This window comes from Polynucleobacter necessarius, from assembly GCF_900095195.1.
In the GTDB taxonomy this organism is placed as follows: domain Bacteria; phylum Pseudomonadota; class Gammaproteobacteria; order Burkholderiales; family Burkholderiaceae; genus Polynucleobacter; species Polynucleobacter necessarius_G.
This window is the reverse complement of sequence record NZ_LT606950.1, coordinates 825,324-840,848: the sequence shown is the minus strand read 5'-3', so window position 1 is coordinate 840,848 and position 15,525 is coordinate 825,324. Positions and strand designations below refer to the sequence as shown.

The 15,525-nt window shown below is 48.2% G+C and carries 12 protein-coding genes and 3 pseudogenes; 7 read left to right on the top strand and 8 right to left on the bottom strand.

Going from position 1 to position 15,525, the window contains the following annotated elements:
• The first annotated feature begins 48 nt into the window (after positions 1-48).
• From BQ1619_RS04765 to BQ1619_RS04740, 6 genes and pseudogenes are all read left to right on the top strand, one after another.
• Positions 49-791 (top strand): annotated as a pseudogene (locus BQ1619_RS04765) (competence/damage-inducible protein A).
• A 206-nt stretch (positions 792-997) separates the two neighbouring features.
• A complete protein-coding gene (gene glnA / locus BQ1619_RS04760) occupies positions 998-2,413 on the top strand; it encodes a type I glutamate--ammonia ligase (protein ID WP_114662550.1) in 1,416 nt (471 codons plus the stop codon).
• Positions 2,414-2,439: 26 nt separating this feature from the next.
• Complete coding sequence (gene glnL, locus BQ1619_RS04755) at positions 2,440-3,561, top strand: nitrogen regulation protein NR(II) (protein WP_415066258.1); 1,122 nt, start codon at positions 2,440-2,442, stop codon at positions 3,559-3,561.
• Positions 3,558-5,006 carry a nitrogen regulation protein NR(I) gene (gene ntrC / locus BQ1619_RS04750; RefSeq protein WP_114662546.1) on the top strand — a complete coding sequence of 483 codons (1,449 nt, stop codon included), beginning with the start codon at positions 3,558-3,560 and terminating at the stop codon, positions 5,004-5,006. The genes glnL and ntrC overlap by 4 nt, the downstream gene beginning before the upstream one ends.
• Positions 4,999-5,847, top strand: a complete 849-nt coding sequence (gene xth / locus BQ1619_RS04745) for an exodeoxyribonuclease III (protein WP_114662544.1) — start codon at positions 4,999-5,001, stop codon at positions 5,845-5,847. The genes ntrC and xth overlap by 8 nt, the downstream gene beginning before the upstream one ends.
• A gap of 27 nt (positions 5,848-5,874) precedes the next feature.
• A complete protein-coding gene (locus BQ1619_RS04740) occupies positions 5,875-6,114 on the top strand; it encodes a glutathione S-transferase N-terminal domain-containing protein (RefSeq protein WP_114662543.1) in 240 nt (79 codons plus the stop codon).
• Here BQ1619_RS04740 and BQ1619_RS04735 read toward each other — a convergent pair.
• From BQ1619_RS04735 to BQ1619_RS09145, 8 genes and pseudogenes are all read right to left on the bottom strand, one after another.
• The gene (locus BQ1619_RS04735) at positions 6,088-6,333 is read right to left on the bottom strand and encodes a glutathione S-transferase family protein (RefSeq protein WP_114662542.1); all 246 of its coding nucleotides are present in this window, start codon (positions 6,331-6,333) and stop codon (positions 6,088-6,090) included. The genes BQ1619_RS04740 and BQ1619_RS04735 overlap by 27 nt on opposite strands.
• 155 nt (positions 6,334-6,488) lie before the next feature.
• Positions 6,489-8,624 carry a M3 family metallopeptidase gene (locus tag BQ1619_RS04730; protein ID WP_114662541.1) on the bottom strand — a complete coding sequence of 712 codons (2,136 nt, stop codon included), beginning with the start codon at positions 8,622-8,624 and terminating at the stop codon, positions 6,489-6,491.
• A gap of 18 nt (positions 8,625-8,642) precedes the next feature.
• Positions 8,643-9,497 (bottom strand): bifunctional methylenetetrahydrofolate dehydrogenase/methenyltetrahydrofolate cyclohydrolase FolD, encoded by an 855-nt coding sequence (gene folD / locus BQ1619_RS04725; protein WP_114662540.1) that lies wholly within the window; start codon positions 9,495-9,497, stop codon positions 8,643-8,645.
• A gap of 12 nt (positions 9,498-9,509) precedes the next feature.
• Positions 9,510-10,103 (bottom strand): annotated as a pseudogene (locus BQ1619_RS04720) (response regulator transcription factor).
• A gap of 128 nt (positions 10,104-10,231) precedes the next feature.
• The gene (locus tag BQ1619_RS09160) at positions 10,232-11,257 is read right to left on the bottom strand and encodes a sensor histidine kinase (protein WP_197711871.1); all 1,026 of its coding nucleotides are present in this window, start codon (positions 11,255-11,257) and stop codon (positions 10,232-10,234) included.
• Between the two features lie 127 nt (positions 11,258-11,384).
• Positions 11,385-11,672, bottom strand: a pseudogene (locus tag BQ1619_RS09155) (PAS domain S-box protein); the annotation flags it as partial.
• A 150-nt stretch (positions 11,673-11,822) separates the two neighbouring features.
• Positions 11,823-12,263 carry a hypothetical protein gene (locus BQ1619_RS09150; RefSeq protein ID WP_197711869.1) on the bottom strand — a complete coding sequence of 147 codons (441 nt, stop codon included), beginning with the start codon at positions 12,261-12,263 and terminating at the stop codon, positions 11,823-11,825.
• Positions 12,264-12,563: a hypothetical protein gene (locus BQ1619_RS09145; RefSeq protein ID WP_197711868.1), complete on the bottom strand. Its 300-nt coding sequence runs from the start codon at positions 12,561-12,563 to the stop codon at positions 12,264-12,266.
• 268 nt (positions 12,564-12,831) lie between these two features.
• Here BQ1619_RS09145 and aceE point away from each other — a divergent pair, with 268 nt between their 5' ends.
• Positions 12,832-15,516: a pyruvate dehydrogenase (acetyl-transferring), homodimeric type gene (gene aceE / locus BQ1619_RS04710; RefSeq protein ID WP_114662538.1), complete on the top strand. Its 2,685-nt coding sequence runs from the start codon at positions 12,832-12,834 to the stop codon at positions 15,514-15,516.
• Positions 15,517-15,525 lie beyond the last annotated feature (9 nt).

The window sequence follows — 15,525 nt, the reverse complement described above, 5'->3', positions numbered from 1 at the left end:
ATTGTGATTGGTGATGAGATTTTGTCAGGTCGTCGCCAAGATAAACATCTGAGTAAGCTGATTGAGTTGCTCAATGAGCGTGGCTTGAGTCTATCTTGGGCTAAATATGTTGCAGATGATCCTGAGCAAATTACCGCAACCCTGAAAGACAGTTCTGCTAGTGGCGATGTGGTGTTTAGTACTGGGTGGGATTGGTGCTACACCGGATGATCACACTCGCCAATGTGCGGCACTTGCCCTAGGCACAAAAACCGAATTGCATCCAACCGCGGGAGAGTTGATTGCTGGGCGCATTCAGTCGATGGCGGAGGGCGATCCAATCAAGTCAGATTTAAGCACTCCAGAGAATCAACAGCGCTTCAAGATGGGTGAGTTTCCGCTTGGTAGCGAAATCATTCTGAACCCCTATAACCAAATTCCAGGATTTCGGATTCGAGAACATCACTTTTTGCCGGGTTTCCTAGTGATGGCTGCACCGATGATGGCATGGTGCCTGGACACGCATTACCAAGATCTCTTTCATCGAGAAAATTGGGCTGAACAAAGCTTCATTGTTCCCAAGGGCATTGAATCCACTTTGACCCCCTTGATGGAGCGGATTGAGGCCAGCTTTCTGGGGGTTAAGGTATTTAAGTCTGCCCTCAGTAGGAGACTCCAGCAAAGGCGGGGTATACGCCCAGCGCCATATTGAATTAGGTATCAAAGGCAACGCCAATCTCCTTGAAGGTGCGTGGATTGCCCTCAGAACGGGCACTCAAGAACTGGGCTATGAAATTCACGATATTGTCTAGCTCTGTAAGGCACTAAAACGGTGCAAAACCCCAGTTTTAAGGATTAAAACAGCCCAGTTCAGCACTTAATTGGTGCAATAATGAGTGTTCCCCGTTGTTTGTTTCAGTAAATTACATACATCCAATCGGTATGTTGAATGCCTGGAATAAACAAGGGTGTATGCCTTACGTTTGAATTCCGAGTTTTGTTTATAGAGGAGAGTTGCATGACGAAGACCGTCGCTGATGTGATGAAGTTAGTTAAAGAGAAAGAATGTACTTTCGTTGATTTCCGCTTTGTAGATACAAAGGGTAAAGAGCAACACACAACAGTACCGATTTCTGCTTTTGACGAAGACAAATTTGAGAGCGGTCATGCATTTGACGGTTCTTCTATCGCTGGTTGGAAAGGCATTGAAGCTTCTGACATGTTGTTGATGCCAGATCCAACAGCTGCTTATATTGACCCATTCTATGAAGAGCCAACATTGGTTCTGACCTGTGATGTGATCGAGCCATCTGATGGCAAAGGTTACGATCGCGATCCACGCTCTATTGCAAAATGTGCTGAAGCGTATTTGAAGAGCTCCGGTTTGGGCGATGCTGCTTACTTTGGTCCAGAGCCAGAGTTCTTTGTATTTGACGGCGTTTGTTGGGGTGCTGATATGCAAGGCTGCTTCGTGAAGATTGATTCTGAAGAAGCTCCATGGTCTTCTGGCGCCGAAATCGAAGGCGGCAACACTGGCCACCGTCCAGGTAAGAAGGGTGGTTACTTCCCAGTCGCTCCAGTCGATACATTCCAAGATATGCGTTCTGAGATGTGCTTGATTCTTGAATCATTGGGCATTCCAGTTGAAGTACATCACCATGAAGTTGCCGGTCAAGGCCAAAACGAATTGGGCACCAAGTTCAGCACTTTGGTACAGCGCGCTGACTGGACTATTTGGCAAAAATACGTGATTCAGAACGTAGCACATGCTTACGGTAAGACTGCAACCTTTATGCCTAAGCCAGTAGTTGGCGACAATGGTTCTGGTATGCACGTTCACCAATCCGTTTGGAAGAATGGCGAGAACTTGTTTGCAGGCAATGGTTATGCAGGTTTGTCAGAGTTCGCTCTCTACTATATCGGCGGCATCATCAAGCACGCACGTGCATTGAATGCAATTACAAACCCAGGTACAAACTCCTACAAGCGTTTGGTTCCGGGCTTTGAGGCTCCTGTGAAGTTGGCTTACTCTGCACGTAACCGTTCTGCTTCGATTCGTATTCCACACGTTTCGAACCCAAAAGGTCGTCGTATCGAAACTCGCTTCCCAGATCCATTGGCGAACCCATACTTGGCATTCTCTGCCTTGTTGATGGCTGGTTTGGACGGTGTTCAGAACAAGATTCACCCAGGCGAAGTTGCTGACAAGAACTTGTATGACTTGCCACCAGAAGAAGATGCAAAGATCCCAACCGTTTGCCATAGCTTGGATCAAGCATTGGAAGCTTTGGATAAAGATCGTGAGTTCTTGACTCGTGGCGGTGTATTTACAAATTCAATGCTCGACGCTTACATCGCGTTGAAGAGTGAGGATGTCACACGTTTCCGTATGACAACTCATCCAGTTGAATTTGATATGTACTACTCCCTGTAAGCGAAGGAGAGAACTTGAGCGCAGGTTTGTTGCGCAATTTGTTCAAGGGAGCAGCTTCGGCTGCTCCTTTTTTTCCGACATTGTTCGATCAGATGCCCAATGCCATCGTGGTTTTTGAGGCGGAGAACCAACAATTGGTTTATGTGAACCCAGCTGCAGAGTCAGCATTGGATCTGTCACGTAAAGCGCTTGAGGGTCAATCTGTGCACGATTTATTTGGTGATAACACCGCACTAAATGCCATGATCACTGAGGTGAAGCATAGTAATGTCTCGGCGCAGCGCCAAGAGATGGTGTTGCATTCATTGCCGGGAAGTATTCATCAAGATTCCATTCCGGCACACGTTGTGATTGCCGCTTTAGAAGATCCAGCCTTGATCATGGTGGAATGGTTTCCGATTGATCAGCAGTTGCGTAGCGAGCGCGATGAGCGGGTTACACAACAGGTTGAGGCGAACAAACAAGTATTGCGCAATTTAGCTCACGAAATTAAAAATCCTCTGGGAGGAATTCGGGGGGCGGCGCAGTTGCTCGAATTTGAATTATCTGAAAAAGGTCTGCGTGAGTACACGCAGGTCATTATTAAAGAGTCTGATCGACTACAGACCTTAGTTGATAGGCTATTGGCACCACACCGCAAGGCGCATGTGATGGAGTCATTCAATGTGCATGAAGCCCTTGAGCGCGTGCGCAGTTTGGTGCTGGCAGAGTTTCCCAAAGGCCTTCGAATCATTCGTAACTACGACACGAGCTTGCCCGAGGTGATGGGTGATCGTGAGCAATTGATTCAGGCAGTATTAAATACTGTGCATAACGCCGCCCACGCGCTTGCGGAAGAAATTCATGCTGGCACAGCGAAAATCGAATTGAAGACCCGAGTCGCTCGATCCGTAACTATTGCCAAGAAGCGGTACAAGTTGGCAATGGATCTACACGTGATTGATAACGGCCCAGGCATACCAGAAGAAATTATTGAACGCATCTTCTTTCCACTCGTCTCGGGTCGCGAAGGGGGTAGTGGTCTTAGCCTGACTCTTGCGCAGACCTTTGTCCAGCGGCACCGGGGCTTTATAGCGTGCGAAAGCCGCCCTGGTCGTACCGATTTTCATATTCAAATTCCATACCGTAGGCAGGAGAAAGCATCATGAAGCCAATTTGGATCGTCGATGATGACCAATCTATTCGTTGGGTATTAGAACAAGCGTTAGCGCGGGATAATATTCCCCATAAAAGCTTTTCGAATCCAAATGATGTACTGAATAGTCTGGAAAAAGAACCCCCCCAGGTCTTGATTTCCGATATTCGGATGCCGCGCGGTAATGGTTTGGATTTATTGCAACATGTGAAAGCAAGTCATCCCAATTTACCAGTCATCATCATGACAGCATTCTCGGATTTGGATTCCGCAGTATCGTCTTTCCAGGGCGGCGCATTTGAATATCTAACCAAACCCTTTGATACTGAGAAAGCGGTTGAGCTCATACGTCGTGCGGTAGAGCAGGGCATTCGTAGCGAAACGGATAAGAAGGAGTTAGGCGGCATTCGACCTGAGGCGACTGAAATTATTGGAAAAGCGCCGGCGATGCAAGAAATCTTTCGCGCTATTGGTCGCCTTGCACAATCGCACACAACGGTTCTGATTACGGGTGAGTCTGGGGTTGGTAAAGAGTTGGTAGCGCATGCGTTGCATAAGCATAGCCCTCGTGTAAAAGGACCTTTTGTATCGCTGAGCACCTCTGCGGTACCTAAGGACTTGCTGGAATCGGAATTATTTGGTCATGAGCGTGGCGCATTTCCGGGTGCGCAAACGCTACGTCGTGGTCGTTTAGAGCAGGCGGATGGCGGCACACTCTTTATCGGTGAGATTGCCGATTTGCCTTTTGATTTGCAAACGCGTTTACTGCGCGTATTAACTGATGGGCACTTCTATCGCCTCGGCGGACAAGACCCCATCAAGGTTAATGTGCGTGTAATTGCATCCACCCATCAAAATCTTGAGCAACGTGTAGCGGCAGGATTGTTCCGCGAAGATTTAATGCATCGCTTAAATGTGATTCGCCTGCGTATGCCATCATTGCGTGAGCGCAGTGAAGACATTCCCGTGTTAGCGAAACACTTTATGCTTTCCTGCGCCAAAGCGATGGGGGTTGAGCCCAAGAAACTCTCGGATGAGGTACTCAAGGAAATGAGCGCTATGCCATTCCCAGGGAATGTGCGGCAGTTGGGAAACTTGTGCCATTGGTTGATTGTGATGACCCCAACTAACGTCATAGGGGTGGGTGATCTGCCAACGGATATCGTTGCTGAAGCAAGTGCACTGTCCGCAGCGCAGCAAGGTGAGTCTGCTTCCATGCACACATCAGGAAAGTCGCCATCTGGAGATTGGGAGAATGGTCTGAGCCGGTTAGCAATCAAGATGCTGCAAGATGGAGACAAAGAGGTTTACGATGCTCTTTGCTCTCGTTTTGAGAAAGCGGTATTGCAAGCCGCTTTAGAGGTCACTCGTGGCCGTTGTGTTGAAACAGCTCAACGCCTTGGCATTGGACGCAATACGATCACCCGAAAATTGCAGGAACTTGGGATCGATGACTGATTCAATCCGAATTGCCGCGTGGAATGTGAACTCTTTAAAGGTTCGCCTTCCACACGTACTTCGTTGGTTACAAGATCAAGAAAAAAAGCAGCAAGCAGTTGATGGGCTGTGTTTGCAAGAGCTCAAGCTCACAGATGATAAGTACCCCCATGCAGAATTAGAGGCTGCTGGTTACGTCAGTCTGGCAGCTGGCCAAAAAACGTATAACAGTGTGGCTATTATTGTGCGCAAAGCAGCTTTGGCATCGATAGCATCTGATGCAGCAACCACGTTCCTCAATCCCACGCGCAATATCCCCAATTTTGAAGATGAACAGCAGCGTATTTTGGCGGCAACCATTCCATTTGCTGGTACACAACCCATTCGATTGGTCTCGGCTTACTTTCCGAATGGTCAATCGCCCGATAGCGATAAATTTGCGTACAAGCTAAATTGGCTCAATTCATTGCAATCCTGGTTGGCAGGGGAGTTGGATCAGAATCAGCGCTTGGCATTGCTAGGAGATTTCAATATCGCACCAACGGACGAAGACGTGCATGATCCGAAGGCATGGGAAGGGCAAAATTTGGTATCGCCACCCGAGCGTAATGCGTTTCAGGCGCTTACCAACTTAGGTCTGCACGATTCTTTTCGCATGTTTGAGCAAGCGCCTAAAACGTATAGTTGGTGGGACTATCGGATGATGGGTTTTCGCAGAAATGCAGGCTTGCGCATCGACCATATTCTCTTGAGTAATGCCTTGAAAGAAAAATGTCAGGCGAGTGTGGTGGATAAAGAGCCGAGAACTTGGGAGCAACCCTCGGATCACGCTCCGGTTATTGCCACAATCAAAAAATCCTAGAGTAATAATTTTGTTGAACGCGCATCGATGATGCCCATTTTGTATTCGTATCGAAGAAGTCCCTATGCCATGCGAGCGCGAATGGCTCTAAGGTATGCTGGCATAGCAGTCGAGCATCGTGAAATTGCTTTGCGCGAAAAGCCAAAATCCATGTTGCTCGTTTCTCCTAAAGGAACAGTGCCAGTGCTGTGTGTGGGCGACCGGGTGATCGATCAAAGTTTGGATATCGTGCATTGGGCCCTAGAGCAAGCCGACCCTGAAGGTTGAATCAGGTGGATCAGACCAAACCCAGAATTGGATTGCAATCAATGATGGACCATTACCCAAGAGATAGCGATGCTGTTGGAGCGCTACCTCCATGGGTTTGAGCATCAGCTCGCTTGCTTCCTGCAAAACCGTCTCCTGTTTGATTTCAGGGTAGTGATTGGGATACTTGTATTGATCTAGTAGTTGCTTGAATGCACAGTCATGGGTTGATATCGCCATCTTTCTGTTTATTAGACAATTCTCGATGGTGTGCCCTGAGCAATTTATGCGCCTACCGATACCTCGCACGCATCAATGGTTGCAAGAGCATCTGGAATCCGCATTATTTCAATCCATTATGGAAAAACATCCCACTTGGAAGGATTGAATCGGCCTTAAGCCATGCCTCCATGTCGCAATAGGGCATCGATGCTGGGTTCTCTTCCGCGAAACGCTTTAAAGGATTCGGCGGCGGGACGACTACCACCTACCTCCAATATTTCCTCACGGTAGCGCGCTCCAGTTTGGAGATCCAATACGGTGCCCGTGAGCTTGGCTGCCTCCTCAAAAGCAGAATAGGCATCTGCTGAGAGAACTTCGGCCCATTTATAGCTGTAGTAACCCGCCGCATAACCGCCAGCAAAAATATGGCTAAAGGTATTAATCCAACAGGAGATCTTTGGTTGGGGAATGACGTTATATTCTGCCGCGATTTTTCTGGACAGATCTAATACGGCATGACCTTGAGCGGTGGTTACATCAAAGCGAGAGTGCAGCCTCCAGTCAGTCAGAGACATAACAATTTGCCGCAGGGTCATTAAACCGTTCTGGAAATTTTTTGCCGCAAGCATTTTTTCGTATAAGTCACGCGGTAATGGTTTACCAGTGTCAACGTGGGCAGTCATTTTTTCCAAGACCTCCCACTCCCAGCAGAAGTTTTCCATAAACTGACTAGGTAGCTCCACGGCATCCCATTCAACGCCATTAATACCGGATACGCCTAAAGCGCTGACTTGCGTTAAGAGGTGGTGGAGCCCATGTCCGCTCTCATGAAAGAGAGTAATAACATCATCATGCGTAATGGTATGTTGTCGCAGCACTCCATCTACTGTCACGGGTGGTGCAAAGTTGCACACGAGATACGCGACCGGAATTTGAATGTCGCCGTTGGGCAGTACGCGACGACCTCGGGCATCATCCATCCAGGCTCCGCCTCGTTTACCAGGGCGAGCATAAGGGTCTAGGTAAAAGTAAGCCCGAGTATTTCCGGAGGTATCTTTGACTGCAAAGGATTGAACGTCAGCATGCCAGGTTGGCAGATTCGCCGATTCGATCTTGACGCCAAAGAGAGTTTGAATGACGCCAAACAGACCATCGAGTACTTTAGGCAATGGAAAGTATTGCTTCAGTTCGTTTTCAGAAAATGCGTAGCGTGCTTGCTTAAGTCTTTCAGCGGCAAACGCAGTGTCCCAAGGTTGCACTCCATCTACTAGACCTAAATTCTGTTTGGCAAATTCGCAAAGCTCATCCCAGTCCTTTTGCGCGTATGGTTTTGCTCTTTCCGCAAAGTTCGTTAAAAAGCGATCCACTTCATCGACGGCATTCGCCATCTTCGGCGCCAGACTGAGGGCGGCAAAATTGGCAAACCCTAGCATACGCGCTTCTTCATCACGCAACTTGAGTTGGTCGAGCATGTTTTGCGTGTTATCCCAAGCGCTATTACCTTTGGCATACTGAGGTCCGAGTTCGGAAGCTCGGGTGACGTATGCCTCATACATCAATTTCCGTAACTCACGATTCTCGGAATATTGCAAAACCGGATAGTAGGAAGGGAAGTGCAGTGTAAATGCCCAACCTTGAAGGTCTTTTTGCGAGGCGGTATCGGCTGCCGCTGCTTTGACATCTTCTGGTAAACCGATCAGATCAGCTTCATTGGTGACTACATGTACAAACCCATCGGTTGCATCGAGCACATGATCCGAAAATGCTTTACCAAGAATCGCTTGCTCATCTTGTATTTGTGCAAAACGGGGTTTGTCCGCATCACTCAGTTCTGCGCCACCGAGACGAAAATCGCGTAAGGAGTTTTCGATAACTTTCTTTTGCGCACGATTGAGTGTGGCAAATTCTGGACTCTTGCTTAGTTCTTTAAACTTTTGATAGAGCGCTAGGTTTTGTCCCAAGCTTGAAAAGAACGCAGTGACCTGCGGTAACATTGCGCCATAGGCCGCTCTTAGTTCCGGTGTATCCGCTACACTATTAAGATGTGAAATAACGTCCCACGATCTTCCAAGGGCTTCAGTGGCATCCTCAAGCGGTTCCGCGAGGTCTTGCCAGGTTGATGGTGTATTTTGGTTGGTAGCGGTATCGACTGCTGCCTGTGCGTGCTTTAACAGGAACTCAATCGCCGGTGTAATGTGCTTTGGCTCAATTGTTGAATAGGCGGCAATGCCTCGACCAAAGGTCAAAAGCGGATTGTTCTGTAAATCGGCTGGTAAAGAAAAGAGGGGTGCAGAGGGAGATGTATTCATCCCTCTAGCTTAATGGATCTATAGTGTGGCTGCTTTTTCAGCCGCCTCTAAAGTGTTCATCAAGAGCATGGTGATTGTCATCGGACCAACCCCACCTGGCACAGGGGTGATCCAGCCCGCTACGTATTTCGCATTATCAAAATCGACGTCGCCGCAGAGCTTGCCGTCTGGTAAGTGGTTAATGCCAACATCAATCACCACGGCGCCATTTTTCACCATGTCGCCCGAAATCATTTTGGGTTTACCGGTGGCAACCACCAAAATATCGGCATCTTTCGTGTGGTGCGCTAAATCCCGTGTTTTACTATTGCAGATCGTGACGGTGGCGCCAGCTTGCAACAAGAGCATGGCCATCGGCTTGCCCACAATATTCGATGCGCCAACGATGACAGCGCGAGCACCGCGAATGGGGTAATCAATGCTTTCTAGGATTTTCATGCAGCCATATGGGGTGCAGGGCTTAAATTGGGGTTGTCCAACCATGAGGGCGCCGGCATTCGCAACGTAAAAGCCATCCACATCTTTTTCTGGAGCGATTGCTTCGAGCGCGCGCTCAGACGCAATATGTTCTGGAAGGGGGAGTTGCACCAAGATGCCATGAATGGAAGGATCGGCATTGAGTGTCGCGATACGAGCGAGCAATTCTTCTTCGCCTAACTCGGCAGAGTAGCGCTCCAGCACAGAATGAAAGCCAACATCCTCACAGGCTTTGACTTTGTTGCGCACATAGACCTGGCTAGCAGGATTAGCGCCCACCACAATGACCGCTAAACTCGGACGAACGCCTTTGGCGGTCACAATCGCCCCGCGTGCCGCAATTTCTGCGCGCAACTTCTTAGAGAGCGCGTTTCCGTCGAGTAATTGAGCGGGCATGAGCAGCGTTAATTAATTCGGTTGTGGGTCAGACAAGGCAAGACGCAGCAAGTCCGAACGGTATTGACGTTGAGCTTTTCCATAAATTTGCTTGTTTAAGCGTCCAGCCACGATGCGTTCCAGAACTTGGCGCTCACGCCCAGTTAACTTGCCTAATAGGCTTTGCGTAATTTTGCGCTGGCTCGCTTGGGAGTAATCCACGCGCTCTTTGGCTAACATGCGATCGACTAAACCGCAAAGATCATTCTCTTTAAATGGTTTTTCAATGAAATCCACTGCACCGCGTTTCATGGTCGAAACGGCCATCGAGACATCGCCGTGACCTGTGATGAATGCGACTGGCATTGGTAAGTTTTCGCTGATGAGCCGCTCTTGCAATTCCAGGCCAGACATGTCAGGCATACGCACATCCAGGATGGTGCACGAAATTGTCGATTTATCGGTACTTTGCAAAGATTGCAAGAAGCGTTCTGTGCTTGCATGACAGCGCACAACATAGCCATTGCTCTCTAACAACCAAGTGAGCGAGTCACGAACGGCTTCATCATCATCTACTACGTAGACAACTTCGGCCTGGTTTGGTTTAGTAGTTGCGCTCAAGTTCATATGGGTTCTCACAAGCTTGTCGGATAGGTAAATCGGTTAAGTATTGTTGCTAGCTTCTAGGGAAACTAGGGGTAGCAATATTGTAATGGTGCAGCCAACCAGCTTGGTATGTTCTGAGTCCATGCGGTTTACCGCCCAAAGCCGGCCATGATGGGATGCGATGATGGATCGGCAGATATTGAGTCCATACCCATACCACCGGATTTTGTACTAAAAAACGGCTCAAACATGCGCTCCAGCACGGATTCGGGGATTCCGGACCCGCCATCCGTGACCTGAACCCCGTACATTGCCGGAAAAGTGCTCGTATCCAGATCGGCGCTGATATTGACGGGTGGGGCTGACCAACGAGAGGAGAGAGGGTAGGCTTCCCGCGTACTGTCGAGGGCATTTTTGAGGAGATTGACTAAAACCTGCAGAATCAATACGGGATCAATATCCACTAATGGCAAGTTTTCGCCAATACTGGAGCTAATACTGAGACGATGACGATGCGCCTCAACTTCTACTAGCCCAACTGCAGCGTTGACATTAATGCCGCTGGATTTGCGTTGTGGTCCGCTGCGTTTAACAAAGCTACGAATGCGCTGAATGATGGTGCCAGCACGATGCGCTTGCTCAGAGGTCTTTTCCAGTGCAGGCAAGATATCCTTAGAGACGGTGGGATCAAGATTGTCTTCCAATCGTTTGGCAACTCCCATGCAGTAATTGGAAATTGCCGAGAGTGGTTGATTTAATTCATGAGCGAGAGGGGATGCCATTTCACCCATGGTGGTGAGACGACTCGTAAACTGCATACGTTCTTCTTGCTGGCGCGATAATTCGTCCGCTTCTTTTCGAGCAGTAATGTCGGTAGCAATTAGCAACTGGGCTAGGCGACCGTCAACCCAGGGAATAAAGCGACGCCGCACTTCATACCAACGATTGTTACTTTCGCTTAACTGCACTTCCTCAGATTCGGACTCCTGATACAGCAATGAAGTCGGAATTCCAGGGGGAGACTCTTGCAGATCTTCCGCCACTTCATGAAGCGTTTTTAAGTTATTGGTGTCGCCAGATAGCAAGGAGTGTCCCTTAGAGTCATCACCAAAGTTTTCGCGGTAGAAGCGGTTAGCAAAGAGGAGTTGATCATTTTCCAGATCGACTACTGACACCGCTGCATCCAAGCCATTAAGAACGGTAATAAAGCGCTCTTGGAATGCGGCTAATTCTTCACGAATCTTTTTCGGTTCAGAAATATCAATTAATGAAGTGACCCATCCCGTTTGCTTTCCTTTCTCATTAATTAGGGGGGAAGGTACGCATCTGAATTAAGGTGCCATCGCGCCGCATAATGACGCCTTCAATACCGTTTTTGAGGCTAATTTCCGAACGCAGGGCGCGATTCATCTTGTCCACTATTTCATCGCGTCGAGAGTCTGGCCAAAATGGAAAAGGGGGCTCTAGTCCCGTGAGTTCATTAGCAGACCAGCCCGTCATTTCACAAAATGCGCGATTGACATAGGTAATTCTTTTTTGCATATCGTGTGCGCGAATACCGACTGGCGTCGAATTTTCCATGGCATTACGAAAATTCGTTTCGTTTCACAGACTTGCTTCTGCTTCTTGGCGAACTTGCATCTGCTTCAAAACAGACCAAAGGCTCCAAATCACAAATGCTGATAAACCCAGTACAACGCCAATCAACATCCGAAATGATTGGTAGACGGAGGATAAGTATCAATGCGTAGAACAAGATTCGGACTCAGTACGCCCATATCTAAACTTAAAGGCTCTTTTAGGTGTATCCCGATCGGATGAGATGGATAGGACTCGATCATCGTCCGTCAGGAGTGTGAAACGATAAAGGGCTGTGAGTTCCCCGGGAATAATATCCAAGATGCCCTGTGTGGTGTAGAGAGCAGCTAAGAAGCCAATCGCTTCACCACCCACAATGTTGGATGCGACTTGCCAAAAAAGTGTTCTCTTTTCCTTGCTTGGTTCCCCAGGCATATTCAAGATCACAAATTTACTAAATGCAGTTCTGCCAGTGATGCGACTAAGCTCAATGGTAGTAGCGAGGCTTTCCGCCACCACAGGATTTTTTTCGAGCTGAGCATCCCACTCTGACTTTTGGATATTGGTGGGAACAGACCACACACGTGAACTATTTGCATCCAACTAAACTACCTTAATGATCTCTTGGTTGTTTTGAACCAGATCATTCGATTGCTCGCGAACCAATTGTTTGAGTTTTGGATCCTCGCTACTCGCAGCAATTTCGCGATTGAGTGTATTGAGTGATTCTGAGTTATTTGCAAAGCGCAGTTGAATACGCTGTTTGGCAAATGCTAATGCTTCTTGTTGACCCTTCTCCTGGAGGTGGAGGGTGCCAAAATAATGCCCATGACAGCGGTAAATAAAACAATCGCTAACAAAGGGGTATAGACGAGTCGAAACCACCGAATTTTGCGGAGCCATTGAATTGGGGCGAGGACGAGTCGAGATAAAACCGTGGATTTCATACGAATAAACCCATTTTGCCCTAGCTACTCAGTCCAATTGGATTTTCTGGTCTTTGAGAGCGGTTTTATTTGCATCGCAATATAATCTCACATTATGAGAAATATTCCCATTATGTGGAAAATTCCTTGTATACACCCATATACGTTCCTAGAATATCGCCTATAGAGTGATTGATTAACAGATGACATAGCAGTAATTACTGAAAAACCATTGGAGACACGTTATGGCTGCAGTTCCTGACAAAGTATTGGGCAATGATGCCGATCCCGTTGAAACACAAGAATGGCTGCAAGCATTAGACGGTGTCATTCATAACGAAGGGCCGCAACGTGCTGCTTATTTAATTGATCAGCAAATTTCGCATGCGCGTGTGAATGGTGTAAATCAACCGTTCCATGCGGAGACGCCATACATCAATACGATTCCAGTTGAGAATCAGGCGCGACTACCAGGTGATCAAAATGTCGAGCATCATATTCGTTCCTACACACGTTGGAATGCCATGGCAATGGTGCTGCGTGCTAATAAAGATACAAACGTTGGCGGACACATTTCTTCATTCCAATCTGCTGCGACTTTATATGACGTTGGTTACAACCATTTCTGGCATGCTCCATCTCCTAAGCATGGCGGCGATTTGATATTTGTTCAAGGCCACTCTGCGCCTGGAGTGTATGCCCGCGCGTACATGTTGGGTCGTTTAACCGATGATCAATTGAATAACTTCCGTCAAGAAGTGGGCGGTAATGGAATCTCCAGTTACCCGCATCCATGGTTGATGCCAGATTTTTGGCAGTTCCCAACCGTGTCTATGGGCCTTGGTCCCATTATGGCGATTTATCAAGCGCGCTTTATGAAGTATTTGCGTGGTCGTGGTTTTATCCAAGAGCAGGGACGTAAAGTTTGGGCATTCTTAGGTGACGGTGAAACCGATGAACCAGAATCATTAGGTGCTATCGGTATGGCGGGGCGCGAGAAGCTGGATAACTTGATCTTTGTGATCAACTGTAACTTGCAGCGCTTGGATGGCCCAGTGCGTGGCAATGGAAAAATTATTCAAGAACTCGAGAGCGAGTTCCGTGGTGCTGGTTGGAATGTGATTAAGGTTGTTTGGGGTGGTCAGTGGGATGCCTTATTTGCCCGCGACAAAAAAGGGATCTTGATGCAACGTCTTGGCGAGATTGTTGATGGTCAGTACCAAACCATGAAAGCCAAAAACGGAGCGTATGTACGCGAGACGGTTTTCAATACGCCGGGACTTAAAGCGTTGGTTGCCGACTGGAGTGATGATGAAATTTGGCAATTAAATCGTGGCGGTCATGACCCACTCAAAGTGTATGCAGCATTTCATGCGGCAGTAAACCATAAAGATCAGCCTACCGTTATCTTGGCCCACACCATTAAAGGTTACGGCATGGGCGGCTCTGGCGAAGCCATGAATATTGCGCATCAAGCCAAGAAAATGAATGATGATGATGTGCGTCGTTTCCGTGATCGCTTTGAGATCCCTGTAAAAGACGAACAACTTGCAGAGATGCCGTTGGTGAAATTCGCTGAAGGCAGTCCTGAGTTGGAGTACATGAAAGCGCGTCGCCAAGAATTGGGTGGCTACTTACCGCAGCGTCGTGCCAAAGCTGAGAGTCTCCCAGTGCCAGCGTTAGATGCATTTGCACCGCTACTGGAGGCGACTACAGAGGGTCGCGAGATTTCGACCACGATGGCTTTTGTTCGCATGCTCAATACGATCGTGCGCGATAAGACCATTGGTAAACGCGTGGTCCCAATCGTGCCTGATGAGTCACGCACCTTTGGTATGGAGGGAATGTTCCGCCAATTGGGCATTTGGAATCAATTGGGCCAGCTTTATACCCCAGAAGATCATGATCAATTGATGTTCTACAAGGAAGATAAGACTGGCCAGATCTTGCAAGAGGGTATTAATGAAGCGGGCGGTATGTGCGATTGGATCGCAGCCGCCACATCGTACTCGACGCATGGCGTACCGATGTTGCCGTTTTATATTTTCTACTCGATGTTTGGTTTCCAGCGGATTGGTGATCTGGCATGGGCTGCGGGCGATATGCGTAGCCGTGGCTTCTTGCTCGGTGGTACAGCCGGTAGAACAACTTTGAATGGTGAAGGTTTGCAGCACGAAGATGGTCATAGCCATTTATGGAGTGCGGCGGTACCGAATTGCATTAGTTACGATCCAACCTTTGCTTTTGAACTGGCTGTAGTGATTCAAGATGGTATGCGTCGCATGCTAGAGGTGCAGGAGGATGTGTACTACTACATCACCTTGATGAATGAGAACTATGCGCATCCAGCTATGCCTAAAGGTGTTGAAAAAGACATCATTAAGGGCATGTACAAACTCAAGTCAGTTGGCGATGCGAATGCGAAATTGCGCGCACAGCTCTTAGGATCTGGCACAATCTTCCGTGAAGTGATTGAAGCGGCAGAGTTACTCCAAAAAGATTGGGGTATCGCTTCTGATCTGTGGGGTTGTCCAAGCTTTACTGAGCTAGGTCGTGATTGGAACGCTGTTCACCGGACCAACTTACTCAATCCAACCGCAACCCCGGTACTTTCACATGTCGAGAAATGCTTTAAAGATACCGCTGGCCCGATTGTTGCGGCAACCGACTATGTGCGTTTGTTTGCAGAGCAAATTCGTCCCGCAATTCAGCACATGGGTCGTCGCTATGAAGTATTGGGTACGGATGGCTTCGGACGCTCCGATACCCGTGAAAAGTTACGTGATTTCTTTGAAGTCGATCGTCGCTGGGTGGTTGTGACTGCGTTGAGATCATTGGTTGATGCAGGTCGGCTGGATCGTCAGAAGCTAGCAGAGGCGATTAAGAAGTATGGCATTGATCCATCTAAACCAAACCCAATGACAGTCTAAGGTGAGAAC

Excerpts from the sequence above, each read along its gene's own strand:
- BQ1619_RS04730 (WP_114662541.1), bottom strand. The coding sequence starts at position 8,624 with ATGAATACATCTCCCTCTGCACCCCTCTTTTCTTTACCAGCCGATTTA.
- BQ1619_RS04735 (WP_114662542.1), bottom strand. The coding sequence starts at position 6,333 with ATGGCGATATCAACCCATGACTGTGCATTCAAGCAACTACTAGATCAA.
- folD (WP_114662540.1), bottom strand. The coding sequence starts at position 9,497 with ATGCCCGCTCAATTACTCGACGGAAACGCGCTCTCTAAGAAGTTGCGC.
- BQ1619_RS09145 (WP_197711868.1), bottom strand. The coding sequence starts at position 12,563 with ATGGCTCCGCAAAATTCGGTGGTTTCGACTCGTCTATACCCCTTTGTT.
- glnA (WP_114662550.1), top strand. The coding sequence starts at position 998 with ATGACGAAGACCGTCGCTGATGTGATGAAGTTAGTTAAAGAGAAAGAA.
- ntrC (WP_114662546.1), top strand. The coding sequence starts at position 3,558 with ATGAAGCCAATTTGGATCGTCGATGATGACCAATCTATTCGTTGGGTA.
- xth (WP_114662544.1), top strand. The coding sequence starts at position 4,999 with ATGACTGATTCAATCCGAATTGCCGCGTGGAATGTGAACTCTTTAAAG.
- BQ1619_RS04740 (WP_114662543.1), top strand. The coding sequence starts at position 5,875 with ATGATGCCCATTTTGTATTCGTATCGAAGAAGTCCCTATGCCATGCGA.
- aceE (WP_114662538.1), top strand. The coding sequence starts at position 12,832 with ATGGCTGCAGTTCCTGACAAAGTATTGGGCAATGATGCCGATCCCGTT.